Origin of the sequence: Pseudomonas sp. MF6767, assembly GCF_016405475.1 — a bacterium.
Lineage (GTDB): Bacteria > Pseudomonadota > Gammaproteobacteria > Pseudomonadales > Pseudomonadaceae > Aquipseudomonas > Aquipseudomonas paracarnis.
This window is the reverse complement of sequence record NZ_JAEKCY010000005.1, coordinates 126,707-151,761: the sequence shown is the minus strand read 5'-3', so window position 1 is coordinate 151,761 and position 25,055 is coordinate 126,707. Positions and strand designations below refer to the sequence as shown.

The window sequence follows — 25,055 nt, the reverse complement described above, 5'->3', positions numbered from 1 at the left end:
GCATCACCGCGGTGTAACTGATACACCGCGGCGCCTGCATCGCGGGCAAGCCCGGCTCCCACACAAGCTCGCTCCCACATTTGATTGGGTTTACAACTTTACAGACGAGCGCCCAGGTTTTTTAGTCTGTAAAAGATGCGAAAACACCGCATGCAAATCATCCGACGCACTCTCTTCATCGAGGTTGAGCTTGCTGTCGATGTGATCCATGTGATGCATCATCAAGTTCACCGCCAACGTCGCATCCCGGGCTTCGATCGCGTCGATCAACTGGGCGTGCTCATCGTAGGAACAGTGCGAGCGGTTGCCGCTTTCGTACTGGGCGATGATCAATGACGTCTGGGACACCAGGCTGCGCTGGAAGCTGATCAGCGGCGCGTTCTTCGCGGCTTCGGCCAGCTTCAAGTGGAACTCGCCAGAGAGACGGATACCGGCGCCACGGTCACCGCGCGAGAAGCTGTCTCGCTCGTCGTTGACCATCTGGCGCAACTCGGCCAACTGCTCGGCCGTGGCGTGCTGCACCGCCAATTCTGTGATCGCCCGCTCCACCAGGCGCCGGGCCATGAACACCTGGCGTGCTTCTTCAACGCTTGGGCTGGCAACCACCGCACCGCGATTGGGCCGCAGCAGTACCACGCTTTCATGGGCCAGGCGCGACAGCGCGCGGCGAATGATGGTGCGGCTCACGCCGAAGATCTCGCCCAGTGCCTCTTCACTCAATTTGGTTCCGGGCGCCAGGCGTTGTTCAAGGATCGCCTCGAAGATATGCGCATAGACGATATCGTCCTGGGTTCCGCTGCGACCGGCCTTGCCGGCTCGCGGTTGTTTCTTGAGAGGTTGCAACTGTTCGTTCATGGGCACTCGGGTTTGAGAACGGCGAATTAACGGTAATACGGCAACAGCGTGTCGCTGGCAAGTATCACCTAAAAACAGCGCACATTGTACACAACCCACTGCGCCAACACACTGTACGGCTGTTTGCGGGCTCGGCTGTATTGCAATGACTCGTTACGTTTGAGTTTAGGCTTGAATCAGAGCCGCCAGCGGCAAATTCCCGGCAATAAGGAACACCTCTCCATGACCGACGCCACCCAAGCGCCCTTGCGCCCACTGGCCGACACTTCTGCGTCGGCCGTCGTCGCCGGCTTTATCGCCATGATGACCGGCTACACCAGCTCCCTGGTGCTGATGTTCCAGGCCGGCCAGGCCGCCGGCTTGACCACGGCGCAGATTTCTTCGTGGATCTGGGCGATTTCCATCGGCATGGCGGTGTGCAGCATCGGCCTGTCCCTGCGCTATCGCACACCGATCACCATCGCCTGGTCCACCCCTGGCGCGGCGCTGCTGATCACCAGCCTGGGCGGCGTGAGCTATGGCGAGGCCATCGGTGCCTACATCACCTGTGCGGTACTGGTGACGCTCTGCGGGTTGACCGGCAGCTTTGAGAAGCTGGTCAAGCGGATTCCGGCGTCATTGGCGGCGGCGCTGTTGGCGGGAATCCTGTTCAAGATCGGCAGCGAGATTTTCGTCGCCGCCCAGCATCGTACCGGGCTGGTGCTGGGGATGTTCTTCACCTACCTGATCATCAAGCGCCTGTCGCCGCGTTATGCCGTGCTGGCCGCCTTGCTCATCGGTACCGCCTTGTCAGGGCTGATGGGGCTGCTGGATTTCAGCGGTTTTCATCTGGAGGTGGCGACGCCTGTTTGGACGACGCCGCACTTCTCGCTGGCGGCGACCATCAGCATCGGCATTCCGCTGTTCGTGGTGGCCATGACCTCGCAGAACATGCCCGGCGTAGCCGTGCTGCGAGCCGACGGCTACACCGTGCCGGCGTCGCCGTTGATCACTACCACTGGCCTGGCGTCATTGGTGCTGGCACCGTTCGGCTCCCACGGCATCAACCTGGCGGCGATCAGCGCCGCGATCTGCACCGGGCCGCACGCCCATGAAGACCGCAACAAGCGCTACACCGCTGCGGTGTGGTGTGGGGTGTTCTATGGGATTGCCGGGGTATTCGGCGCCACGCTGGCAGCATTGTTCGCAGCCCTGCCCAAGGAACTGGTGCTGTCGATTGCGGCGTTGGCGTTGTTTGGCTCGATCATCAATGGCTTGAGCATCGCCATGAATGAGCCGAAGGAACGGGAAGCGGCGCTGATTACCTTTATGGTCACGGCGTCAGGCTTGACGTTGTTTTCCATCGGGTCGGCGTTCTGGGGGATTGTGGCGGGGGTGTTGACGCTGCTGATTCTGAATTGGCGCAAGGCATAAAAAAACGGCGACCCTCAGGTCGCCGTTTTTTTCAGTATCACTTAGCCGCGTTGATCGGCTTTTCCGGATACCACACGTCCAGCAACGGGCTGACTTCAGCCTTGGTCAGCTCGGAACGGGTTTTCAGCCAGGCTTCGACCGCAGCACGCTGCTCTTCGGAGACCGAGCCACGCTTTTGCAGGCAAACCAGACCGTAGTCATCGCCGCCGACATAGCCCAGGCCATTGGCTTCCATGGCTTCTTTGATGAATGCTTCGAGGAAAGCGTCGATAGCTTCTTCACTCAGGCCTTCGTTGAAGTCCAGGTTCAGTTCGAAACCCAGCTCTTGAAATTCATCAACGCACAGTTTTTTGCGCAGACGCTGGGAACGGTTAGTCGCCATTGGAACAATCCTCATAAGTATTAACGGGCGGCACTTTAGCAGTTTAAGGCGGCAATTGCCCGACTCTCTGGGACCGACGGGCAAATGCGCGCAAAAAAACCGCAATTAGCGGCTATCGTTCAGCTACAAGCAGCGCCAGCTTGGGGCATAATGCCGATACTTTCGTGACCAATGAGGGATTTTCTTCCGTACCCCTCGCCTTTTTCACCCTCCTCAGCAGTAGGGTTTTATTTCTTATGATCAAATCTTTGCGTTCAGTGTTACTTGCCAGTGTTGTCTTGCCCCTGGCCTTTTCCGTTTCCGCTGCTCCCGTCAATAACACCCTGCCACCCAGCGTTGCGCAGGCCTTGCAGAAGGCCAAGCTGCAAAATACCGCGCTGTCCCTGGTGATGCTGCCCCTGAACGGCCCTGGTACCCCTACGGTTTTCAACGCCGACGTCTCGGTGAACCCGGCTTCCACCATGAAGCTGGTCACCACTTACGCGGCCCTGGAAATGCTCGGCCCCAACCATCAGTGGAAGACCGAGTTCTACACCGATGGCACCCTCAGCGGCGGCGTATTGCGTGGCAACCTGTACCTCAAGGGCGGCGGCGACCCCAAGCTGAACATGGAAAAGCTCTGGCTGCTGATGCGCGACCTGCGCGCCAATGGCGTTCAGCAAGTCACCGGCGACCTGGTGCTGGACCGTAACTTCTTCAACCAGCCGCAATTACCCGAGTTCAACGACGACGGCAACGATGAGAACAAGCCGTTTCTGGTCAAGCCCGACGCCTTGCTGGTCAACCTAAAGGCCCTGCGCTTCGTGACCCGCAATGATTCGGGGCGGGTGATCGTATCGGTCGAGCCGCCGATTGCCAGCATTCGCATCGACAACCAGGTGAAAGTCACCAACGCCAAGCAGTGCACCGGTGACGTGCGCTACAGCCCGGTGACCGCCGCCGACGGCAGCGTGACCGTGACCGTCAGCGGCCAACTGGGTGATGGCTGCAGCTCGCAGACTTACCTGTCGCTGCTCGACCACGCCACCTACACCGCAGGCGCCGTGCGGGCGATCTGGAAAGAGTTGGGCGGTACCATCCAGGGCCGTGATATCCAGGCACCGGTGCCCAAGGATGCCAAGGTGCTGGCGCGCGCCTTCTCGCCGGACCTGGCGGAGATCATCCGTGACATCAACAAATACAGTAACAACACCATGGCCCAGCAGTTGTTCCTGAGCCTGGGTGCACAGTTTCGCAACGATGCCGATGGCGACGATGCCAAGGCCGCGCAACGCGTCGTGCGCCAGTGGCTGGCCAAGAAAGGCATCACCGCGCCGCACCTGGTGATGGAAAACGGCTCCGGCCTGTCCCGCGCCGAACGGGTCAGCGCCCGGGAGATGGCGGCCATGCTGCAAGCGGCGTGGAAAAGCCCTTATGCAGCAGAGTACATCAGCTCGATGCCGATCGCCGGCACCGACGGCACCATGCGTAAACGCCTGAAAACCACCGCCTTGCGCGGCGAAGCCCACGTAAAGACCGGCACCTTGAACACCGTACGCGCCATTGCCGGTTACAGCCGCGACAACAATGGCAATACCTGGGCGGTGGTGGCGATTCTCAACGACTCCAAGCCTTGGGGAGCCTCGTCGGTGTTGGATCAGGTGCTGCTAGACCTGTATCGCCAGCCGAAGGCCGTTGCGGCCGCGCCGGTTCTCTAAGCACCCCATTACCCTGTCTGATCGTTCCCACGCTCTGCGTGGGAATGCTGTTTTGGACGCTCTGCGTCCGCGCTCAAGGCGTGACGCGGAGCGTCTTAGGATGCATTCCCACGCAGAGCGTGGGAACGATCATTCAAGCCCGCTCCCACACACCTGTACCCGGTCCCTGCCCGCCTGCTTGGCCACATACACAGCCGAATCAGCGCGCAGCAGCAACCCATCGATGCCTTCGTCAATCCGCCAACTGGCCACGCCGAAGCTGGCGGTGACCACTCCCACCGGTTCCATCGCCGCATCGCGCAACGACTGCCACAACTGTATCGCCAGGCTGTAGGCCTGAGCGCCATCGGTGTTGGGGCACAGCACCACGAACTCTTCCCCGCCGATCCGGCAAAACACATCGGTGCGGCGCAAGCGTTGGCCGATACGCTTGCACAACTCCTGCAACACGCTGTCGCCCACGGCATGGCCGTGCTGATCGTTGATGCGCTTGAAGTGGTCGATATCGAGCATGATCAACGACAGCGCGCCAGATATACGGTTGAGCCGAAGCATTTCGCCCTTGAGACGATCCTGGAAATAGCGCCGGTTATAGATCCCTGTCAGGGAGTCGGTGATGGACAGCGCGCGCAGTTCTTCCTCGACCCGTTTGAGATCAGAAATATCCGATACATAACCGTGCCAAAGCGTACCGCCTCCCGGCAACTCTTCCGGCGTCGCTTCGCCGCGAATCCAGCGCAGGCCTCGCTGGGGTAATTGCACGCGGTACTCTTCTCGCCAATGGCTCATTTGCAACGCAGAAAGGCGTATCGACGCACGCACTCGCTCCAGATCCAAAGGGTGAATGCGCTCCAGGACCGTGCGCGCATCCTTCTGCAGCATGCCCAGCTCGATTTCATAGATATCGCGCATGCCTTCGCTGGCATAGATGAAACGCCCGTTGTCCTGGGGCTCCAGGGTGAACTGGAAGATGCCACCAGGCACATGGGCGCTGAGTTTTTTCAGCAGGCGGTCGCGGACGGCAAGGGCCTCATAGGCGCGCTTTTGCTCGGTGACATCCAGGTAAATCGCCAGGTGCCCGACCCATAGGCCATGGTCATCCAAGAGCACGGTCGGCAACATGTTGACCGTCAACTGGCTGCCATCCTTGCGCACCAGCGTCCACTCACGTCCTTCATGTTGACTGTCCGGGCTCTCCACCAGCATCGCCTGACTCGCTGGAATGCGCTTGCCCAGCGCCCTGCTCAACGCCTCGGCGCGGGCGTCGAGTTCCACGGCCACATGCAGACGGTCCAAGGTCATATGCCCAAGCACCTCCTCGGCCTTGAAGCCCAACATCTGTTCGGCACCGGCATTGAAGGTGTTGATCACACCGCGCAGGTCAGTGGCAATGATCGCCACTTGAGTCGCCGCATTCAACACGCTGCGCAGTTGCCCATGGGCGCCACGCAACTCCTGCTCACGGGCACGCAATTGAACGGTGCGTTGCTCCACCAGTTTCAGTGCGCGCTGGCGCTGGCTGACCAACATGTAAAGCAGCGCACTGAGCAAGGCGCTGAGCAACACGCCCATCGCCAGAATGGCGTGCATCGAAGAATGGTTGGCCCTGTCGAACACTTCGCTGGCGCTCAGGCTAAGAGCGTAGACATGATCGCCCAGGGAGAGGCGGCGTGCAGCCGTCAAGCCACTGCTGCCCAACGCGTTACTGGACGCATATAACACCCGTTGCTGGGTGTCGGAGGTGTCTACGATCTGCATCACCAGGTTGTCACGGTTGGGCCTGGGCAACCCCTCGGCCACCAGCTGGCGCATGCTGATCACCGCCATCACAAAACCATAAGGCTCGGCCCCCGCGACTTTGCTCACGGGCGCCACCAATAACACGCCTGCCGCATAAGCGGGCTCCACCCCCACCAATTGCATGGGCTGTGACACCGCCAACTGGCCGCTTTGTTGTGCACGCTCCAGCGCTGCACGGCGCAGGGGCTGCGCCAGCAAATCAAAGCCCAGCGGCGAGCCCAGCAAACTCTGCGTCTGGCTGTACAGCACCGGTACGTATTCATCGCGCTCGGCCGCTGGCGCCAATTCACCGGAGGTATTCAGTTCGCGGATACTGAAGGGAATGCCACGCTGGCGAGAAATGTCCTGTTCAAACAGGCTGCGCTGCGTGCGAAATATCCGTGGTGCCCAGGCATAAGCACGGGCATGCAACAACAGCGGTTTGGCGAAACCGTCGAACTCGTTGCGGGACACCTCGCCGGAATTGACGAAGAAACGCTGCAGGCTGCCCAGGCGTTGTTCCTGGTCTTCAAAACGTTCCTGGATGCGGCTGTAGCGCTCGTTGACCAGCAACTGGAACCGCTGGCGCACCTGTTGCTGATACAGGTCGGACGCCGCCCACGCGACGACCACCGTCAGCGCGCTACCAACCACTAACACCACCAATGCCACCAGCCAAGCCGATGCCTGCTCACTGATAAAACCAAGGATTTTCGGGCGAACGACTTGCATCGGCATAGGCAACACTCACAGCGCCAGTGTGCGGGGGTGTCACTTTGGCTAGGGCTTAAGTTATAGCCATCGGTCATGGGTTTGACCAGCGCAAAACCGTCAACTGGCTTATTGTGGCGAGGGAGCTTGCTCCCGCTCGGGTGCGAAGCGCCCGCAAGTTTCCGGGGCCGCTGCGCAGCCCAGCGGGAGCAAGCTCCCTCGCCACAGAAGCTCGCTCCTATAGGGGGAAATCAGCGTGCGGTGATTTTCCAGGCGCGGTGGATCTTGGCATTGCGCGCAAAATCCGGGTCGATGGTCTTGTCGCTGATCTCCTCGACCGCATAGCGTTCGCTGAGGTTGTCTTCCAGCTGGAACTTGCGGAAGTTGTTGGAGAAGTACAGCACGCCACCCGGCGCCAGGCGCGCCATGGCCAGGTCGAGCAACTGCACATGGTCACGCTGCACGTCGAAGATGCCTTCCATGCGCTTGGAGTTGGAGAAGGTCGGCGGGTCGATGAAAATCATGTCGAATTCATCGCGGCTCGCTTCCAGCCACGCCATCACGTCACCCTGTTCCAGGCGGTTCTTGTCGGAGAAGCCGTTGAGGGAGAAATTGCGACGCGCCCAGTCCAGGTAGGTCTTGGACAGGTCGACGCTGGTGGTGCTGCGCGCGCCGCCCTTGGCAGCATGCACACTGGCTGTGGCGGTGTAGCAATACAGATTGAGGAAGCGCTTGCCCGCCGCTTCCTTCTGGATGCGCATGCGCATTGGGCGATGGTCGAGGAACAGGCCGGTGTCCAGGTAATCAGTGAGGTTGACCAGCAACTTAACCCCGCCTTCACTGACCTCGGTGAATTTGCCTTGGGCACTCTGACGCTCGTATTGCTTGGTGCCGCTCTGACGCTCACGACGCTTGACCACCACACGGCTCTTGTCGACGTTCAGTGCCTGGGGAATTGCCGCCAGGGCATCGAACATGCGGGCCGAGGCTTTTTCCGGGTCGATGGATTTAGGCGCGGCGTATTCCTGTACGTGCACCCAATCGTGGTACAGGTCGATGGCCATGGAGTATTCAGGCATGTCGGCGTCATACACACGGTAGCAATCCACCCCTTCGCGCTTGGCCCATTTGCCCAACAGCTTGAGGTTCTTCTGCAGGCGGTTGGCGAACATCTGCCCGCCTTCGCTCAAGCGCGCCTGTTCCACCACGGGGGCCGGGGCGGGCTTGATCGGGTTGCCGTTCTTGTTGTACTGACGCTCTGCCGGCTCGCTCGGGGCCTGGTCGTAGGCCGCTTGCTCACGTTCGGCCTGACGCTGTTCAGGAGTGCGGCGCTCGCCCGTGACGAACTGATCCGGGTTGACCTTGATCAGCAGCAACTTGCACGGCAATGCGCCGTTCCAGAACGAATACTGTTTGTGGCTACGGATACCCATGCGCTTGCCCAGGTCCGGCGCGCCGGTAAACACCGCCGCTTCCCAGCCCATGCAGGCCTGGCGCAGGCGTTCGCCGAGGTTCTGGTAGAGGTACAACAGGCTGGCTTCATCACCCAGGCGCTCGCCGTAAGGTGGGTTGCAGATGACCAGGCCTTTCTGGTTCTGGTCCGGGCGCGGCTCGAAAGTACCGACTTCGCCTTGGTACACCTTGATCCAATGGCTCAGCCCGGCGCGCTCGATGTTATTGCGAGCAGGCTGGATCAAGCGTGGGTCGGCTTCATAGCCACGCACCCACAACGGCGGCTTGTTCATGCCGATAGCGGCGCGCTCAGTGGCTTCTGCGTGCAGTTTTTTCCACAGCGCCGGGACGTGGCCCAGCCAGGTGGTGAACCCCCACAGTTCACGATTGAGGTTGGGGGCCATGTCGGCGGCGATCATCGCGCCCTCGACCAGAAAGGTACCCACACCGCACATCGGGTCTGTCAGCGCGCCGCCTTCGGCCGCAATACGCGGCCAGCCGGCGCGGATCAGGATCGCCGCCGCCAGGTTTTCCTTCAGCGGTGCCGCGCCCTGCTGCAGGCGGTAGCCGCGCTGGTGCAGGCTGTGGCCGGATAGGTCCAGGGACAGGATGGCTTCGCCACGGTCCAGGCGCAGGTGAATGCGCAGGTCAGGGTTAATCTTGTCGATGGACGGACGTTCGCCGGTCGGGGTGCGCAGTTTGTCGACGATCGCATCCTTGACCTTCAGCGCGCCGAAGTGGGTGTTGTCGATGCCCGAGCCGTGCCCGCTGAACTCCACCGCAAGGGTACCGTCGGGGACCATGTGGTCAGCCCATTCGATGTCCAGCACGCCGTGGTAAAGATCTTCGGCGTCCTTCATCGGGAAGCGTTTGAGCACCAGCAACACACGGTTGGCCAGGCGCGACCAGAGGCACAGGCGGTAGGCGGTTTCCATGTCGGCCATGCCGCGCACGGCCGAGGTGTGCTCGCGGGCTTCCTCAAGGCCAAGCCCGACGGCTTCCTCGATCAGCAGGCCTTCGAGGCCCTTGGGGCAGGTGAGGAAGAGTTCAAAACGGTCCGACATGGGGCATTCCAGGCTTTTCAGCAATAAGTGAACAGGCGACGCATCGCCGGTTCGGTTTTCAATCAAGCACTTTTCTCGAAGAGTGCTCGCGTGGCACGAATGTGCCGTTCCACCCCGTCTGACGGGCCCTTGAGCCTTTATTGGCGAGGCAGAAGAAGAATGTTGTGCAATAAAAAGAAATATTCCGACCCTTCGTCGAATAATAACCGACTGCAACAGGCGGTCATTCTCACCAAGGGATTAAACCTTTCCTCTGTGCAGGGCACATCATAGCTGGCTTTGCCCTATAAAAGGGGCGAATAACCATCCCAGCTTATGGCTATAGCATCGTTATCGTTACGTGCTTATGACAAAACGATCATTGAATACATGTGACCTATTGGTTAGAACTCAACACAGGTTGGCGCCGTAACGGTGCCGACACATCGGCTCGCCACGCCGGCAGCGAGCCCACCAACGGCAGAAAAACTCTGCCCGGCCTTGGACAAGGCCGAAGGATATCTAGACAGTCAACAAGTGAGGGAAACACCCTATGAGAAGACTTAAGCGTGATCCGTTGGAAAGAGCATTTTTACGCGGATATCAATATGGCGTTCATGGAAAATCCCGTGAGCTTTGCCCATTTACTCTACCGTCGGTACGCCAAGCCTGGATCAACGGCTGGCGAGAAGGACGCGGCGACAACTGGGACGGTATGACTGGCACTGCGGGCATCCACAGACTCAACGAACTTCACGCCGTCGGCTAATCAGGGGCACTTTATTCCGACACACATCTCTGAACGAGTAACGACTTAACCACGCGCGCCCCATCCGGGCGGCGGGCTTCGGCCCAGGGGCTCCTTTATGGAGCCCTTTTTATTGCCCAGCAGATTGTCAGCGCAAGGCAGCGATGGCATCCACCGACTGGCGAATCAATGCCGGGCCTTTGTAGATGAAGCCGGAGTACAACTGCACCAGGCTGGCGCCGGCCGCGATCTTCTCAGCCGCGTGTTTGCCTTCGGTGATACCGCCCACCGCGATGATCGGCAAACGCCCGGCCAACTCGGCCGCCAGCACCTTGACGATATGGGTGCTCTTGTCACGCACTGGCGCGCCCGACAGGCCGCCCGCCTCGTCACCATGGGCCAGGCCCTCGACACCCATGCGGCTGAGGGTGGTATTGGTTGCAATCACCGCGTCCATCCCTGAATCCACCAGGGCCTGGGCCACCAGGACGGTTTCTTCATCGCTCATGTCCGGCGCGATCTTGATGGCCAGCGGCACACGCTTGCCATGACGCACGGCCAGGTCTTCCTGGCGCTGACGCAAGGCTTCGAGCAGTTGCTTGAGGGAATCGCCAAATTGCAGGCTGCGCAGGCCCGGAGTGTTGGGCGAGCTGACGTTGACGGTGACATAGCTGGCGTGGGCGTAGACCTTGTCCAGGCATATCAGGTAGTCATCCACCGCACGTTCCACAGGGGTGTCAAAGTTCTTGCCGATGTTGATACCCAGGATGCCGGTGTATTTCGCCGCCTGAACCCGCGACAGCAGATGGTCGACGCCGAGGTTATTGAAGCCCATGCGATTAATGATCGCCTCCGCTTCCGGCAGGCGGAAAATGCGGGGCTTGGGGTTGCCCGGTTGCGGCCGTGGGGTCACGGTGCCGATTTCGACAAAGCCGAAACCCAACTGCGCAAACCCGTCGATGGCGGCGCCGTTCTTGTCCAGACCGGCTGCCAGCCCGACCGGGTTGGGGAAGTCGAGCCCCATCACCGACACCGGCATTTTCGCCGGTGCCTTGCATACCAGGCCATTGAGCCCCAGGCGGCCACCAGCACCGATCAGGTCCAGAGACAGATCGTGGGAGGTTTCCGGGGAGAGTTTGAACAACAGCTGGCGGGCCAGGTTATACATGGGCGGGCTAGACTCGGATGGCGGTAAAAGGTGGCGGTGATTATAGCCGCGGCGGTGGGTTGCATGCGAGGCATGACACTCGATCTCATTGACGCTGCGCCATCAAGGCCTCATAGCGCACCCAGATCCTCTCGGCGTAGCGCAGGCGTAATGCCTCACGCTGAGGGCCGGGGCCGGGCCCAACGTTGTAAGCGCCCACTGCCGTCCAGTTGTAGCCAAAACGCTGTATAAAATCGGCAAGAATCGAGGCGCCTACTTCCACCGACAGGCAAGGTTCGTTCAACAACCGCTCTTCGGTAATACCCTGCTTGAGCAAACGAGGCAGGTGAATGCTGTTTATCTGCATCAAGCCAATATCCCGTGTGCCGTTTCGGTTGCTGTAGTTCATCGCTTGCGCACGGGAACCCGACTCGACTGAGGCGATAGCCTGCAGTAACTCTGGCTCGAGATCGTAGCGGCTGGCCGCCTCTTCCCAGCAATAGGCCCATGCCGGGTTACAGCCCATCAGCACACTGAACAACAGGCCTCTGCCCCCGACCCTAACTTTTAACATTACTGGCCTGACCACAGACGGCGCACAGGTGCAGGACAGCCCTCGGTTGATCACCCACCCGTACCGGGCATGTAAAGCGATAGCCCTTGCCATAAATAGTCTTGATAAAGCCTTTGTCGGCCCTCAAATGCTTGCGCAGGGAATAAATACAACGCGTAAGTGACTCATCGGCTACCTCGCCCCGAGGCCAGGCCAGTTCCAGCAAGCGGTCCTTGGTCATCAGTGCGCCACCGGAGGCCAGCAGCAACCTCAGCACCTGCCCCTCCTTGGGAGGCAGCTGTATATCCGCATCCGCGCCTATCAAACGACCATCGCCGTGCAAGGTCCAGCGAGCGAAGACCAGGGATGCCGCCGCTTCTTGCGTCACGACGGCCATACGCACCTCTGTATCGACTACTGACATTCAAATCCTTACTGTGTGAACCGGCTCACCTGCCATTGGCACGACTATAAAAACCGCCCCGCAGACTCGCGTTAGGAAAAAACCCATTCAATGGTTTTTTTTGGGCCGCTGCCGGTCAGACAAATCGCTTGCACCCCTTATCGCGACAGCCACTCCTGGAAAGTCTCCTGCAACTCAACCCCTAGCCGGTCCTCCAACTGCACCAACTCACCTAACGCCATCAGTTGTCCATTGACCCGCACCTCCACACATCGTGTGACGCCTGGGTCCAAGGGCAGCACCTTTCCCGGCGCGAACGCGGCCAAACGCTTGCGGCTGATCAATCGCTCCTGCAGCAGTATTTCCAGGTGCATGGACAAATGCCTTTTCAGGGGGAAAACTCGCGCTCCGTCCGTAGGAACGCACGTTGCACACGCTCATATTGCGCGGCGGTCAACTGAGGTGGCCCGACCTGCGGGTCGCCACCACCGGCATGCGCCTGCCCTGGCAAGGTTTCACTCAGCACCTGGGCCACATCCAGCTCGGCCAGCAGTTTCTCGATAACTTTCACCTGGGCAGGCGAGCCCTTGATCAACACACTGTTGGTATCCGGATAGGCCAGCAACGCAAGGCGGCCGTCGGCCAACCGGACCCTCTGCGCCTGGGATAGCCGGGCATGGATCATCGAGAGCATGCCTGGTACCAGGCCCCTGTTGGTACCCACGCCGTGCGGGTGATCTTCCACCGGGAAATTGACCACTTGCACCACGCCAAATGCAGGCGGGCGCTCTGGCAACTTGCGAGGGGGTCGATCCATCAGTTGCGTCAGCCGCAATATATGATCGACATAGCTGGGAGGCCCGGACACGTAGAACATGCGAGCCCCGTTTGGGCGCAGCGGATAACGCGGCTCATCCAGCCCTGCACGCCGCATGATGCCACGCAGCCTGTCGACACTAATATGTTGCAGCGCCACCGCCGAGCTTCTCGCTTCGTCGGCAGCGTAGACGTGCAACACTTGGCCATCGCTGTGCCAGATCAAGCCTTCGCGCGCGGCGAGCGTTTCAATGACCTGTTGCGGCGCCGCAAAATCGAACGCTCCGCTCACCTGCCTACTAGCCACGGCACGGCTGGTCACCACGGGCAGGCCCAATGACACAGACAACGCAGCAAAGAAAGCCGGCAGCCCCTCATCCTGTGCCTGGTACACCTCGCCACAGGCCGTGCGACTGCCCAGCAACAGCGCGGCGCACAGCAGCACGCTGTACAGCCAGCGGCAATTGAGGGTTGCGAGGAAATCAGCGTGCACCGTGGGAATGCCTGGCGGTCTGGCCTGAGGAAGCGGCCATACTGCGAGGCGCACGAGGTTCAATCATGATGGAAAGTTGACGGCCAGTTGCACCGGCCCACCCATGGCATGTGCCTTGCTATGCACTCTGTATCAGGCTCGCACCAACGGCGGTACGGGCCTACGGACAGAGGCGTCGTTTCCCTGCAATGGCCTGTAACGCCAGCCTGGGAAACGGCGCTTTTTTTTCAGAAAAGGCAGGTATTGATGAACGATCCGCTGGCTTGGGTACACGGCAGCGATGCCCCGGAAAAGAGCAGCCTGGACCTTGGGTTCATGGCCCTGACCGATTGCGCCTCGTTGGTGGTCGCCGCCACCCAGGGCTTCGCCCAACCTTACGGCCTCACACTCAACCTCAAGCGCCAGGCGTCCTGGGCCAACCTGCGCGATAAGCTGGTCAGCGGTGAACTCGACGCCGCCCACAGTCTCTACGGGCTGATCTATGCCGTACACCTGGGCATCGGCGGCGTCGCCGCCAGCCCCATGGCAGTGCTGATGGGGCTGAACCAGAATGGCCAGGGCATCAACCTGTCCCACGGCCTGCAACAGCAAGGCGTGATCACTCCTGAGGCGTTGAAAGGCCATGTGCACCAAAGCCGGACAAAACTGACCTTCGCTCAGACGTTTCCCACCGGCACCCATGCCATGTGGTTGTACTACTGGCTGGCGAGCCAAGGCATTCATCCATTGCAGGATGTGAACAGTGTGGTGGTGCCGCCGCCGCAAATGGTGGCGCACCTGCAAGCCGGACGCATCGACGGACTTTGCGTGGGTGAACCCTGGTGCGCCAGCGCAGTGCAACAAAACCAGGGCTTTACCCTGGCGACCAGCCAGGCAATCTGGCCGGACCACCCGGAAAAAGTCCTGGGCTGCACCCAAGCCTTCGCTGACGCGTACCCCAATACCGCACGCGTACTGGTCATGGCGATCCTCGAGGCCAGCCGGTTTATCGAGCAGAGCCGTGAAAACCGCCGCTCTACCGCCCAGTTGCTCAGTGCCAGTGAATACCTCGACGCACCTGTGGCCTGCATCGAACCGCGCCTGCTGGGGCACTATGACGATGGCCTGGGCAACCACTGGCAGGATCCCCATGCACTGCGCTTTTTCGCCGACGGCGAGGTGAACCTGCCTTACCTCAGCGATGGCATGTGGTTCATGACCCAGTTCCGGCGCTGGGGCTTGCTGCGGGAAGACCCTGACTACCTGGGCGTTGCCCGGCAAGTTCAGCAATTGGCACTGTATCGCCAGGCTGCCGAGGCGCTGGGCATTAACGCAGGCGACTCGGACATGCGCCGCAGCCAGTTGCTCGACGGCAAGACCTGGGACGGCAGCGACCCCGCTGGCTACGCCCGCAGCTTCCACCTGCATGCCCTGGCCGATGATGCCAATCGCCAAGCGCTGCGCTGACAGGAGCCCGACGATGCTGCGAATCCTGTTGATCAACGACACCCCGCGCAAGGTCGGGCGCCTCAAGGCCGCATTGACCGAGGCCGGCTTCGAGGTGATCGATGAGTCCGGCTTGACCATCGACCTGCCCGCACGCGTCGAAACAGTGCGTCCTGATGTGATCCTGATCGATACCGAGTCACCCGGGCGCGATGTGATGGAGCAAGTGGTGCTGGTCAGCCGCGATCAGCCACGGCCCATCGTGATGTTCACCGACGAGCACGACCCTAATGTGATGCGCCAGGCCATCAAGTCCGGCGTCAGTGCCTATATCGTCGAAGGCATCCAGGCCCAGCGCCTGCAACCGATCCTCGATGTGGCCATGGCGCGCTTCGAGAGTGACCAGGCCCTGCGCGCCCAGCTCCATGCCCGCGACCAGCAACTGGCCGAGCGCAAGCGCATCGAGTTGGCCAAGGGCCTGCTGATGAAGATGAAGAGCTGCAACGAGGAAGAGGCCTACACCCTGATGCGCCGCCAGGCCATGAGCCGTCAACAGAAACTGATCCAGGTGGCGGAGCAGATTATTGCCATGAGCGAGTTGCTCGGCTGATCTGGCTCAGCTCTTGCTAAAGAATTATCACAGGTAGCCAACGGCGGTTGCCCCTTCACGACAAAGACGTCGCCCACCCGGTTTGCCCTCGCGAACCCGGTGGCGGCGTTTTTTCGTTTCTAGACCCCCAACCGTTGAGGTGCGTGATGAAATCAAGCTTCTGGAAATCCGGGCACACCCCGACCCTGTTTGCCGCGTTCCTGTATTTCGACCTGAGCTTCATGGTCTGGTACCTGCTGGGCCCCCTGGCGGTGCAGATTGCCGCTGATTTGCACCTGACCACCCAACAGCGCGGCCTGGTGGTGGCCACCCCAATCCTGGCGGGCGCGGTACTGCGCTTCTTGATGGGGATGCTGGCCGACAAGCTGTCGCCCAAGACCGCCGGGCTGATTGGCCAGGTGATTGTGATCGTGGCGCTGTTCTGCGCCTGGAAACTGGGGATCCACAGCTACGAACAAGCGCTGCTGCTGGGCATGTTCCTGGGCATGGCCGGTGCGTCCTTCGCGGTCGCCCTGCCTTTGGCGTCACAGTGGTACCCCGCGGAGCACCAGGGCAAGGCGATGGGCATCGCCGGCGCCGGTAACTCCGGCACCGTGTTTGCGGCGTTGCTGGCGCCCGTGCTGGCGGCCGCCTTTGGTTGGAGCAATGTATTCGGCTTTGCGCTGATCCCACTGGTGCTGACCCTGATCGTATTCGCCTGGCTTGCGCGCAATGCGCCTGAACGGCCGAAAGCCAAATCCATGGCCGACTACTTCAAGGCCCTGGGCGACCGCGACAGCTGGTGGTTCATGTTTTTCTACAGCGTGACCTTCGGCGGGTTTATCGGCCTGGCCAGCGCCCTGCCCGGCTACTTCAACGACCAGTACGGCCTGAGCCCGGTGACCGCCGGCTATTACACCGCCGCCTGTGTGTTCGGCGGCAGCCTGATGCGCCCATTGGGTGGCGCCCTGGCAGACCGGTTCGGCGGGATCAAGACCCTGCTCGGCATGTACAGCGTGGCGGTGATCTGCATTGCGGCAGTGGGGTTCAACCTGCCCAGTTCCTACGCAGCCTTGGCGCTTTTCGTCTGCACCATGCTCGGCCTGGGCGCTGGCAATGGGGCGGTATTCCAACTGGTGCCGCAGCGTTTTCGCAGTGAGATCGGCGTCATGACCGGCCTGATCGGCATGGCCGGTGGCATCGGTGGCTTCGCCCTTGCGGCGGGCATGGGCGCGATCAAGCAGAGTACTGGCAGCTATCAACTGGCCCTGTGGTTGTTCGCCAGCCTCGGTGTGTTGGCCTGGTTCGGCCTGCATGGGGTGAAACGGCGCTGGAGAACCACCTGGGGTTCGGCCGCCGTGACCGCCGCCCGCGTCTGATGAGCCTGCAACTGAGCGTCGCCCAGGCCAGTGCCATCGGCCCGCGCAGCGAGAACCAGGATGCGCTTCGGGTGGTCACGCCCATGGCGGAACTGGCCGCGAGCAAAGGCTACCTGTGCGCGCTGGCCGACGGCGTCAGCCAGTGCGCCGACGGTGGCCTGGCCGCACGCTCGACCCTGCAGGCCCTGGCCCTGGACTACTACGCTACGCCACAGACCTGGGGCGTGGCCCAGGCGCTGGAGCGCTTGTTACTGGCGCAGAATCGCTGGTTGCAAGCCAACGGCGGCGGCCAACCGTTGCTCACCACCCTGAGCGCCCTGGTGTTTCGCGGCCAGCGTTTCACCCTGGCCCATGTCGGTGATTGCCGGGTGTATCGTTGGCTTGACGGAGAGTTGCAACGCATCAGTGAAGACCATGTGTGGGAACAGCCGGGCATGCAGCATGTACTCAAGCGCGCCCTCGGCCTGGATCAGCACTTGGTGCTGGACTTCCTCGATGGTCCATTGCGCGAGGGCGAGTGTTTCCTGCTACTCAGCGATGGGGTGTGGGCCACGCTGGGCGATCACAGCATCGGCGCGATCCTGCGCGAACAAAGCGACCTCGAGCTGGCCGTCAACACCCTGGTCAACGCCGCCCACCTGGCGGGTAGTCAAGACAACGCCAGCGCCTTGCTGGTGCGCATCGATCAACTCGGCGCGGCCACCCTCGGCGACGCCTTGGTGCAGTTGCAGCAATGGCCACTGCCGCCACCGCTGAAAGTCGGGCAAACCTTTGAAGGCTGGCAGGTGCAAAGCGTGCTGGCGCAGAGTCGGCAGTCGTTGCTGTACCGCGTGCACGACGCCCAGGGGCAACCCTGGCTGCTCAAGACCTTGCCGTTGCGTTGCGACGATACCGACGCCGCCCAGGCCTTGTTATCGGAGGAATGGTTTCTGCGCCGGGTCGCCGGCCGGGCCTTTCCCGAAGTGCATGCCGCCAGTGGCCGTCAGCATTTGTACTACGTGATGCGCGAATACGCCGGGCAAACCCTGGCCCAACTGTTCCAACAACAGGGCCCGCTGCCGTTGGCACAATGGCAGTCGATTGCCGAACGCTTGCTGCGCGCCGTGGGCCTGTTGCATCGCCGGCAGATCCTGCACCGCGACATCAAGCCAGAAAACCTGCTGCTGCGAGAAGATGGCGAACTGCGGGTGCTGGACTTCGGCCTGGCCTATTGCCCCGGGCTCTCCGAGGACCGTGCGCACCTGCTGCCCGGCACACCGAGTTTCATCGCGCCCGAGGCGTTCGCTGGCGAGCAGCCTACGGCACAACAGGACTTATATAGCGTCGGCGTGACCTTGTATTACCTGCTGACCGGGCATTACCCCTACGGTGAAATCGAGGCCTTCCAACGGCCCAGGTTTTCCCAACCCGTCAGCGCCAGCCGTTATCGCCCCGACTTGCCGGAATGGTTGCCACACAGCCTGGAACGAGCGGTGACCGCTGTCTCGGCCCAACGTTATGAAACCGCCGAAGAATGGCTATTGGTGCTGGAGCAGGCCGATCGCCGCGAATTGAGCGTACGCCCACGCCCCTTGCTCGAACGCGAACCCTTGAAAGTCTGGCAGACCCTGGCGATGGCCTCGCTTTTGCTCAATCTGGTGCTGCTGTACTGGTTGATGCACCACTAACGGGCAGAATGCGCCGACGCTCCGTGTAAACGCCCAGTAAACCTGGGCTATAGGGACTTGGCACAGCTGCTGCATTAACGTTCTCAACACCCCACATATAGCCGCTCCTTCAACGACGAAGGGCCGAGCTTCCCGATAGAACGGGACCAGGACAAAGGCGTCCTCGCTAGCTGACTAGCGGGGATGCCTTTTTTGTTTGCGCACGATTTGTCGAGCCATTGCGGAGAACGACATGAAAAAACTCAAACTGGTGATGATCGGCAACGGCATGGCCGGGGTTCGCACCCTTGAAGAACTGCTCAAGCTGAGCAACGAGCTGTACGACATCACCGTGTTCGGCGCCGAGCCTCACACCAACTACAACCGCATCCTGCTGTCGCCAGTACTGGCCGGTGAGCAAACCTTCGAAGAGATCGTGCTCAACGACCTGGATTGGTACCTGGACAACAACGTCAAGTTGCTGCTCAACCGCAAGGTGGTGCAGATCGACCGGGTCAAGCGCAAAGTCATCGCCGAAGACGGCACCGAAGCCGAATATGACCGCTTGCTGATCGCCACCGGGTCCACGCCGTTTATCCTGCCGATTCCCGGCAACAGCTTGCAGGGCGTGATTGGTTACCGCGACATTGCCGACACCCAGGCGATGATCGACACCGCCAAGACCCACAAGCATGCGGTGGTGATCGGCGGCGGCCTGCTCGGCCTGGAAGCGGCCAACGGCCTGATGCTGCGCGGCATGCACGTGACGGTGGTGCACATCGGTGAATGGCTGCTGGAGCGGCAACTGGACAAGACCAGCGGCCAGCTACTGCAAACCGAACTGGAAAGTCGCGGCCTGGTGTTCCGCCTGTGCGAGCAAACCCAGGCCCTGCACGATGCCGGCAATGGCCGCGTCGGCTCGGTGCAGTTCAAGAATGGCGACATCATCCCGGCCGACCTGGTGGTGATGGCTGCCGGCATCCGCCCCAATACCGAACTCGCGGAAAAGTCCGGCATCCCATGCAACCGTGGGATCCTGGTCAACGACACAATGCAAACCTACGACCCGCGTATCTATGCGATCGGTGAATGCGCCAGCCATCGCGGCATCGCCTATGGTCTGGTGGCACCCTTGTTCGAACAGGCCAAGGTCTGCGCCAACCACCTGGCCCAATTGGGCTTTGCCACTTACAAGGGCTCGGTGACCTCGACCAAGCTGAAAGTCACCGGCATCGACCTGTTCTCCGCCGGCGACTTCATGGGCGGCGAAGGCACCGAAACCATCACGCTCTCCGACCCGATTGGCGGCGTGTACAAGAAGCTGGTGATCAAGGACGACATCCTGGTCGGCGCCTGCCTGTACGGCGATACCGCCGATGGCGGTTGGTATTTCCGCCAGATTCGTGAGAACCACGCCATCGGTGAAATCCGCGATCATCTGATGTTCGGTGAAAATGCACTCGGCGATGTCGGCCACCAAGGCCAGGACAAAGCCATGAGCATGGCCGACAGCGCCGAAGTCTGCGGCTGCAACGGCGTGTGCAAGGGCACCATCGTCAAGGCGATCCAGGAACAAGGGCTGTTCAGTGTCGATGAGGTGAAAAAACACACCAAGGCCGCCAGTTCCTGCGGCTCCTGTGCCGGGCTGGTCGAGCAGATCCTGATCAACACCGTGGGCGGCGCCGCCGACGTCAAACCCAAAAGTGAAAAAGCCATCTGTGGCTGCAGCGACCTCAACCACGGGCAGATCCGCCAGGCCATCCGAGAGCAGCACCTGCTGACCATCGACAGCACCATGCGCTACCTGAACTGGCGCACCCCCAATGGCTGCGCCACCTGCCGCCCGGCCCTCAACTACTACCTGATCTCCACCTGGCCCGGCGAAGCCAAGGACGACCCGCAATCGCGGCTGATCAACGAACGGGCCCACGCCAATATTCAAAAAGACGGCACCTACTCTGTGGTCCCCCGGATGTGGGGCGGCGTGACCAATCCTTCGGAGCTGCGCCGCATCGCCGATGTGGCCGACAAGTACAACGTGCCGATGGTCAAGGTCACCGGCGGCCAGCGCATTGACTTGCTCGGTATCAAGAAGCAGGACTTGCCAGGGGTATGGAAGGACCTGGATATGCCGTCCGGGCATGCCTATGGCAAATCCATCCGCACCGTCAAAACCTGTGTGGGCAGCGAGTTCTGCCGGTTTGGCACGCAGAACTCGACGCAACTGGGCATCGAGCTGGAGCATGACCTGTTCAATATGTGGTCGCCCCACAAGGTCAAGTTGGCGGTCTCCGGGTGCCCACGCAACTGCTCGGAAGCGGGCATCAAGGACGTAGGCATTATCGGTGTCGACTCGGGCTGGGAGATGTACATCGGTGGCAACGGCGGGATCAAGACCGAAGTCGCGGAGTTCTTCGTCAAGGTGAAGACCGCAGAGGAAGTGCGCGAATACAACGGCGCATTCCTGCAGCTATACCGCGAAGAAGCCTTCTACCTGGAGCGCACCGTGCACTACCTGCAGCGGGTGGGCATGGAGCATATCAAGAAGGCTGTGCTGGAAGACCCGGCCCGCCGCCAGGCCCTCAATGAGCGTTTGCAGTTCTCGTTGTCATTCGAGCAGGACCCGTGGAAAGAACGCCTGGAACAGCCGCTGCTGAAAAAGGAATTCGACGTGATCCCCGTCAAACAACTGGAGGTCTCGCTATGAACTGGCTGGATATCTGCGCGCTCGATGAAATCAACGCCCTGGGCTCGCGCATCATCAGCGGGCCGAAAGGTGACATTGCGATTTTTCGCACCAGTGACGATGAAGTCTTTGCCCTCGACGACCGCTGCCCACACAAAGGCGGGCCGCTGTCCCAAGGCTTGATCTACGGCAAGCGGGTGGCCTGCCCGCTGCACAACTGGCAGATCGACCTGGCGACTGGCCAAGCCCAGGCCCCGGATATCGGCTGCGCCCACCATCATCAAGCCCGGGTCGAAAACGGCCGGGTGATGCTGGCTCTGCGGGACGCGGGTTGATGAACCGCCAGACCACCGCGTCCACCTGTTGTTATTGCGGGGTGGGCTGCGGCGTGCTGATCGAGCATGACGGCGAACAGATCGTGGGGGTGCAAGGCGACCCCAGCCATCCGGCCAACTTCGGCAAGTTGTGCAGCAAAGGCGCGAGCCTGCACCTGACCGGCGACTTGAGCGCCCGCGCTCTTTACCCGCAATTGCGCTTGGGCAAAGAACTGGCGCGCACCCGCACCGACTGGGACACTGCCCTGGACCACGCGGCCAACGTGTTCGCCGATACCATTGCCGAACACGGGCCCGACAGTGTGGCGTTCTATATTTCCGGGCAACTGTTGACCGAGGACTATTACAGCTTCAACAAGTTGGCCCGCGCATTGGTGGGCACCAATAATATCGACAGCAATTCTCGGCTGTGCATGTCTTCGGCGGTGGTCGGCTACAAGCGCAGCCTGGGCGCCGATGCGCCGCCGTGCAGCTATGAAGACCTGGAAAACAGCGACTGCGTGATGATCGTCGGCAGCAATATGGCCTACGCCCACCCGGTATTGTTCCGACGCCTGGAGCAAGCCAAGGCGCAACGCCCGCAGATGAAAGTGCTGGTGATTGACCCTCGGCGTACCGACACCTGCGACTTGGCCGACCTGCACTTGGCCATCTTGCCGGGAACGGATGTGGCGTTGTTCCACGGCATTTTGCATTTACTGCTGTGGGAAGACTGGGTCGACCGTGCGTTTATCCAGGCCCATACCGAAGGCCTGGCCGAACTCAAGCGCCTGGTGCATGACTACACGCCGCAGATGGTCACGCAGCTGTGCGGCATCAGCGTCGAACAGCTGCGCCTGTGCGCACAGTGGGTCGGCACCTCCAGCAGCTTTTTGTCGCTGTGGTGCATGGGGCTTAACCAATCCACCGCTGGCAGCGCCAAAAACAGCGCGTTGATCAACCTGCATCTAGCCACGGGGACCATTGGCCGGCCGGGCTGCGGGCCGTTTTCCCTGACCGGCCAACCGAACGCCATGGGCGGGCGCGAAACCGGCAGCCTGTCCAACTTGCTGCCGGGCCACCGCGAAGCGGCCAACCCTGAACACCGCGCTGAAGTAGCGGCCTATTGGGGCGTGGAACAACTGCCCGCGACTACGGGCCTTACCGCCATCGAACTGTTTGAACAGGTGCAGGCTGGCAAGATCAAGGCGTTGTGGATCGCCTGTACCAACCCAGCCCAATCGCTGCCCGACCAGAACGCGGTGCGTGCCGCCTTGGCCGCGTGCCCGTTCGTGGTGTTACAGGAAGCGTTTCGTACCACCGAAACCGCCGCCTATGCCGACCTGCTACTGCCCGCCGCCAGTTGGGGTGAAAAAGACGGCACGGTGACCAACTCCGAGCGGCGTATTTCCCACGTGCGCCGCGCCATCAACCCACCGGGTGAAGCACGCGCGGATTGGGCGATCACGGTGGATTTCGCACAGCGCCTGGAGCGTCGTCTGCGTCCGGGGTTGCCGAGCCTGTTCGCCTTTGAGCAAGCGGCGCAGCTGTTTGATGAATTCAAGCCACTGACCCAAGGCCGTGACCTGGATATGTCCGGCATCAGCCACTCCCTGCTCGACCGGCTCGGCCCGCAGCAGTGGCCCTTTCCCGAGGGTGCGCAAGCGGGTACGTCGCGCCTGTACACCGACGGCATTTTCCCTACTGACACGGGCCGGGCGCGATTTGTCGCCGAGCCTTACCGCGCCGCCAAGGAACAGCGCGATGCGCGATTCCCCCTGACCCTGATCACCGGTCGCCTGCGTGATCAATGGCACGGGATGAGCCGCACCGGCACGGCAGCGCAGCTGTTCGGGCACGTCAGTGAAGCATTGTTGAGCCTGCATCCGGATGAGCTACGCCGCCACCGCTTCAAAGAGGGTGATCTGGTCAGCCTGAAAAGCCGTCGCGGCAGCGTGATCGTCGCCGTCGGCAGCGATGACAGTGTGCGTCCCGGCCAAGCGTTTCTGCCCATGCACTGGGGCGACCGCTTTCTCAAGGGCGGCGTCAATACCCTCACTCAACCGGCGTTCGACCCATTGTCCAAACAGCCGGAGCTCAAGCACAGCGGCGTGCGCCTGGAAGCAGTGCAACTGCCGTGGCAGCTGTTTGCGCTGATCGAAGGCGATGTACAGCAACACTTCGAAGCCTTGCGCCCACTGTGTGAAACCTTTGCCTACGTCAGCCTGAGCCTGGCTGGCCGTGAACGCCCCGCGCTGCTGGTGCGCGCCGCGCATACCGAGGCGCCCGACCTGCAACTCTTGACCCGTATCGACCACCTGCTGGGCCTCAACGACGGCCCGGTAATGGCCTATGACGACCCGCGCCGCTCAATCGGCAAGCGCGTAAAAATCGAGAAAGGTCGCATCACCGCCCTGCGCCTGGCCGGCGAAACCCTGGCCCGTCACTGGCTGCAAAGCCTGTGGCTGGAAGGCCGGGCCGACGAGCAACTGCGGCGCTGGTTGCTGGCGCCCTTGAGCGCGCCGCCGGGCGGTGCAACGGCCAGCAACAAGATTGTGTGCAACTGCAAGAACGTCAGCGAAAACGCCGTGTGCGCCGGTATCGGCAGCGGCCTGGACCTGGATGGCCTCAAACAGGCCCTGGGCTGCGGCACCCAATGCGGCTCCTGCGTGCCGGAAATCAAACGTCTTTTGGCCAGCAACCCGCAGCCAATCGCCATCAGTGTGTAAGGGGAACAACATGAGCGCAAAAGTGTGGCTGGTAGGCGCAGGACCGGGTGACCCGGAGTTGCTGACCCTGAAAGCGGTCCGGGCTCTGCAGGCAGCGGACGTCGTGCTGATTGATGATCTGGTCAACCCGGCAGTACTGGAACACTGCGCCAGCGCTCGGGTGATTACCGTTGGCAAGCGCGGGGGATGTCGCTCTACACCGCAGGATTTCATTCACCGCCTGATGTTGCGTTATGCACGCCAGGGCAAATGCGTAGTACGTCTTAAAGGCGGTGACCCGTGTATTTTTGGCCGCGGTGGCGAGGAGGCAACCTGGCTGCGCGAGCGTGGAGTCGATGTGGAATTGGTCAATGGCATCACCTCAGGGCTGGCCGGGGCGACCCAGTGTGACATCCCTTTGACCTTGCGCGGGGTGAGCCGTGGAGTGACCTTGGTCACCGCGCATACCCAGGATGACAGTAGCTTGAACTGGCGTGCGCTGGCGGAGGGTGGAACCACGCTGGTGGTATATATGGGCGTGGCGAAGCTGGAAGAAATCCGCGAACAGCTGCTCAACGGCGGCATGGCTGCGGATATGCCGGTGGCAATGATCGAAAACGCTTCATTGCCCCAGCAACGCGAATGCCGCAGCTCCCTGGCGGCCATGCATGAAGCTGCAAAAGCCTTTGCACTGAAGAGCCCGGCCATCCTGGTGATTGGCCAGGTTGCCGGCGCCGCACAGATGGCTAGCATCGCCGCTGCGGCAAGCGCCTGAGGCAAATCGCAGGCGAAAAAAAGCCCGGCCTGAGCCGGGCT

At 61.3% G+C, this 25,055-nt stretch carries 20 protein-coding genes; 11 read left to right on the top strand and 9 right to left on the bottom strand.

What is annotated here, in order from left to right; all coding sequences use genetic code 11:
• Positions 1 to 90: 90 nt before the first annotated feature.
• Positions 91 to 855 carry a GntR family transcriptional regulator gene (locus tag JFT58_RS10965; RefSeq protein ID WP_198834381.1) on the bottom strand — a complete coding sequence of 255 codons (765 nt, stop codon included), beginning with the start codon at positions 853 to 855 and terminating at the stop codon, positions 91 to 93.
• A gap of 222 nt (positions 856 to 1,077) precedes the next feature.
• Between JFT58_RS10965 and JFT58_RS10960 the strand changes: the two genes are divergently transcribed.
• Positions 1,078 to 2,268 (top strand): benzoate/H(+) symporter BenE family transporter, encoded by a 1,191-nt coding sequence (locus tag JFT58_RS10960; RefSeq protein ID WP_019820510.1) that lies wholly within the window; start codon positions 1,078 to 1,080, stop codon positions 2,266 to 2,268.
• Positions 2,269 to 2,305: 37 nt separating this feature from the next.
• Here the strand turns inward: JFT58_RS10960 and JFT58_RS10955 are convergent, their stop codons facing one another.
• Positions 2,306 to 2,650 carry a YggL family protein gene (locus tag JFT58_RS10955; RefSeq protein WP_003193255.1) on the bottom strand — a complete coding sequence of 115 codons (345 nt, stop codon included), beginning with the start codon at positions 2,648 to 2,650 and terminating at the stop codon, positions 2,306 to 2,308.
• A 236-nt stretch (positions 2,651 to 2,886) separates the two neighbouring features.
• Here JFT58_RS10955 and dacB point away from each other — a divergent pair, with 236 nt between their 5' ends.
• Positions 2,887 to 4,347, top strand: coding sequence for a D-alanyl-D-alanine carboxypeptidase/D-alanyl-D-alanine endopeptidase (gene dacB, locus JFT58_RS10950; protein ID WP_034128373.1), 1,461 nt, complete (start codon positions 2,887 to 2,889; stop codon positions 4,345 to 4,347).
• 129 nt (positions 4,348 to 4,476) lie between these two features.
• Here dacB and JFT58_RS10945 read toward each other — a convergent pair whose 3' ends face one another.
• Both JFT58_RS10945 and rlmKL read right to left on the bottom strand, forming a co-directional pair.
• Positions 4,477 to 6,864: a sensor domain-containing diguanylate cyclase gene (locus JFT58_RS10945; protein WP_089041910.1), complete on the bottom strand. Its 2,388-nt coding sequence runs from the start codon at positions 6,862 to 6,864 to the stop codon at positions 4,477 to 4,479.
• 224 nt (positions 6,865 to 7,088) lie between these two features.
• Entirely contained in the window at positions 7,089 to 9,353 is a 2,265-nt protein-coding gene (gene rlmKL / locus JFT58_RS10940) for a bifunctional 23S rRNA (guanine(2069)-N(7))-methyltransferase RlmK/23S rRNA (guanine(2445)-N(2))-methyltransferase RlmL (protein WP_034128371.1), read from the bottom strand.
• Positions 9,354 to 9,885: 532 nt separating this feature from the next.
• Here rlmKL and rmf point away from each other — a divergent pair.
• Positions 9,886 to 10,101 carry a ribosome modulation factor gene (rmf, locus tag JFT58_RS10935; RefSeq protein ID WP_002553055.1) on the top strand — a complete coding sequence of 72 codons (216 nt, stop codon included), beginning with the start codon at positions 9,886 to 9,888 and terminating at the stop codon, positions 10,099 to 10,101.
• Positions 10,102 to 10,228: 127 nt separating this feature from the next.
• Here rmf and JFT58_RS10930 read toward each other — a convergent pair whose 3' ends face one another.
• The 5 genes from JFT58_RS10930 to JFT58_RS10910 form a co-directional block, all read right to left on the bottom strand.
• Positions 10,229 to 11,248, bottom strand: a complete 1,020-nt coding sequence (locus JFT58_RS10930; protein WP_034128370.1) for a quinone-dependent dihydroorotate dehydrogenase — start codon at positions 11,246 to 11,248, stop codon at positions 10,229 to 10,231.
• Between the two features lie 85 nt (positions 11,249 to 11,333).
• Positions 11,334 to 11,801 carry a transglycosylase SLT domain-containing protein gene (locus JFT58_RS10925; protein ID WP_054897185.1) on the bottom strand — a complete coding sequence of 156 codons (468 nt, stop codon included), beginning with the start codon at positions 11,799 to 11,801 and terminating at the stop codon, positions 11,334 to 11,336.
• Positions 11,788 to 12,177 carry a winged helix-turn-helix domain-containing protein gene (locus JFT58_RS10920; protein ID WP_054897216.1) on the bottom strand — a complete coding sequence of 130 codons (390 nt, stop codon included), beginning with the start codon at positions 12,175 to 12,177 and terminating at the stop codon, positions 11,788 to 11,790. Before JFT58_RS10920 ends, JFT58_RS10925 begins: the two co-directional genes overlap by 14 nt.
• Before the next feature lie 164 nt (positions 12,178 to 12,341).
• Positions 12,342 to 12,557, bottom strand: coding sequence for a FliM/FliN family flagellar motor switch protein (locus JFT58_RS10915; protein WP_054897186.1), 216 nt, complete (start codon positions 12,555 to 12,557; stop codon positions 12,342 to 12,344).
• Between the two features lie 14 nt (positions 12,558 to 12,571).
• On the bottom strand, positions 12,572 to 13,492 hold the full coding sequence (locus JFT58_RS10910) for a secretin N-terminal domain-containing protein (protein WP_229999634.1): 921 nt from the start codon (positions 13,490 to 13,492) through the stop codon (positions 12,572 to 12,574).
• A gap of 246 nt (positions 13,493 to 13,738) precedes the next feature.
• On the opposite strand from JFT58_RS10910, the gene JFT58_RS10905 reads away from it, so the two are divergent.
• From JFT58_RS10905 to cobA, 8 genes are all read left to right on the top strand, one after another.
• Positions 13,739 to 14,938 (top strand): CmpA/NrtA family ABC transporter substrate-binding protein, encoded by a 1,200-nt coding sequence (locus tag JFT58_RS10905; protein ID WP_054897187.1) that lies wholly within the window; start codon positions 13,739 to 13,741, stop codon positions 14,936 to 14,938.
• 13 nt (positions 14,939 to 14,951) lie between these two features.
• Positions 14,952 to 15,527 carry an ANTAR domain-containing response regulator gene (locus tag JFT58_RS10900; RefSeq protein ID WP_003193274.1) on the top strand — a complete coding sequence of 192 codons (576 nt, stop codon included), beginning with the start codon at positions 14,952 to 14,954 and terminating at the stop codon, positions 15,525 to 15,527.
• Positions 15,528 to 15,673: 146 nt separating this feature from the next.
• The gene (locus JFT58_RS10895; protein WP_032903097.1) at positions 15,674 to 16,885 is read left to right on the top strand and encodes a nitrate/nitrite transporter; all 1,212 of its coding nucleotides are present in this window, start codon (positions 15,674 to 15,676) and stop codon (positions 16,883 to 16,885) included.
• Complete coding sequence (locus tag JFT58_RS10890; RefSeq protein ID WP_198834380.1) at positions 16,885 to 18,552, top strand: bifunctional protein-serine/threonine kinase/phosphatase; 1,668 nt, start codon at positions 16,885 to 16,887, stop codon at positions 18,550 to 18,552. Before JFT58_RS10895 ends, JFT58_RS10890 begins: the two co-directional genes overlap by 1 nt.
• A 232-nt stretch (positions 18,553 to 18,784) precedes the next feature.
• Entirely contained in the window at positions 18,785 to 21,238 is a 2,454-nt protein-coding gene (nirB, locus tag JFT58_RS10885; RefSeq protein WP_034128365.1) for a nitrite reductase large subunit NirB, read from the top strand.
• Positions 21,235 to 21,552, top strand: a complete 318-nt coding sequence (gene nirD / locus JFT58_RS10880) for a nitrite reductase small subunit NirD (RefSeq protein WP_014719483.1) — start codon at positions 21,235 to 21,237, stop codon at positions 21,550 to 21,552. The genes nirB and nirD overlap by 4 nt, the downstream gene beginning before the upstream one ends.
• Complete coding sequence (locus JFT58_RS10875) at positions 21,552 to 24,260, top strand: nitrate reductase (protein WP_054897189.1); 2,709 nt, start codon at positions 21,552 to 21,554, stop codon at positions 24,258 to 24,260. The genes nirD and JFT58_RS10875 overlap by 1 nt, the downstream gene beginning before the upstream one ends.
• Before the next feature lie 10 nt (positions 24,261 to 24,270).
• Positions 24,271 to 25,014: a uroporphyrinogen-III C-methyltransferase gene (gene cobA / locus JFT58_RS10870; RefSeq protein ID WP_054897190.1), complete on the top strand. Its 744-nt coding sequence runs from the start codon at positions 24,271 to 24,273 to the stop codon at positions 25,012 to 25,014.
• Positions 25,015 to 25,055 lie beyond the last annotated feature (41 nt).

Bases quoted from the DNA above. Each gene is read 5' to 3' on its own strand.
- JFT58_RS10905 (WP_054897187.1), top strand. From the start codon at position 13,739: ATGAACGATCCGCTGGCTTGGGTACACGGCAGCGATGCCCCGGAAAAG.
- JFT58_RS10890 (WP_198834380.1), top strand. From the start codon at position 16,885: ATGAGCCTGCAACTGAGCGTCGCCCAGGCCAGTGCCATCGGCCCGCGC.
- JFT58_RS10920 (WP_054897216.1), bottom strand. From the start codon at position 12,177: ATGGCCGTCGTGACGCAAGAAGCGGCGGCATCCCTGGTCTTCGCTCGC.
- nirD (WP_014719483.1), top strand. From the start codon at position 21,235: ATGAACTGGCTGGATATCTGCGCGCTCGATGAAATCAACGCCCTGGGC.
- JFT58_RS10945 (WP_089041910.1), bottom strand. From the start codon at position 6,864: ATGCCGATGCAAGTCGTTCGCCCGAAAATCCTTGGTTTTATCAGTGAG.
- JFT58_RS10930 (WP_034128370.1), bottom strand. From the start codon at position 11,248: ATGTATAACCTGGCCCGCCAGCTGTTGTTCAAACTCTCCCCGGAAACC.
- JFT58_RS10895 (WP_032903097.1), top strand. From the start codon at position 15,674: ATGAAATCAAGCTTCTGGAAATCCGGGCACACCCCGACCCTGTTTGCC.
- rlmKL (WP_034128371.1), bottom strand. From the start codon at position 9,353: ATGTCGGACCGTTTTGAACTCTTCCTCACCTGCCCCAAGGGCCTCGAA.
- cobA (WP_054897190.1), top strand. From the start codon at position 24,271: ATGAGCGCAAAAGTGTGGCTGGTAGGCGCAGGACCGGGTGACCCGGAG.
- dacB (WP_034128373.1), top strand. From the start codon at position 2,887: ATGATCAAATCTTTGCGTTCAGTGTTACTTGCCAGTGTTGTCTTGCCC.
- JFT58_RS10955 (WP_003193255.1), bottom strand. From the start codon at position 2,650: ATGGCGACTAACCGTTCCCAGCGTCTGCGCAAAAAACTGTGCGTTGAT.
- nirB (WP_034128365.1), top strand. From the start codon at position 18,785: ATGAAAAAACTCAAACTGGTGATGATCGGCAACGGCATGGCCGGGGTT.
- JFT58_RS10960 (WP_019820510.1), top strand. From the start codon at position 1,078: ATGACCGACGCCACCCAAGCGCCCTTGCGCCCACTGGCCGACACTTCT.
- JFT58_RS10915 (WP_054897186.1), bottom strand. From the start codon at position 12,557: ATGCACCTGGAAATACTGCTGCAGGAGCGATTGATCAGCCGCAAGCGT.
- JFT58_RS10965 (WP_198834381.1), bottom strand. From the start codon at position 855: ATGAACGAACAGTTGCAACCTCTCAAGAAACAACCGCGAGCCGGCAAG.
- JFT58_RS10925 (WP_054897185.1), bottom strand. From the start codon at position 11,801: ATGTTAAAAGTTAGGGTCGGGGGCAGAGGCCTGTTGTTCAGTGTGCTG.
- JFT58_RS10875 (WP_054897189.1), top strand. From the start codon at position 21,552: ATGAACCGCCAGACCACCGCGTCCACCTGTTGTTATTGCGGGGTGGGC.
- rmf (WP_002553055.1), top strand. From the start codon at position 9,886: ATGAGAAGACTTAAGCGTGATCCGTTGGAAAGAGCATTTTTACGCGGA.
- JFT58_RS10900 (WP_003193274.1), top strand. From the start codon at position 14,952: ATGCTGCGAATCCTGTTGATCAACGACACCCCGCGCAAGGTCGGGCGC.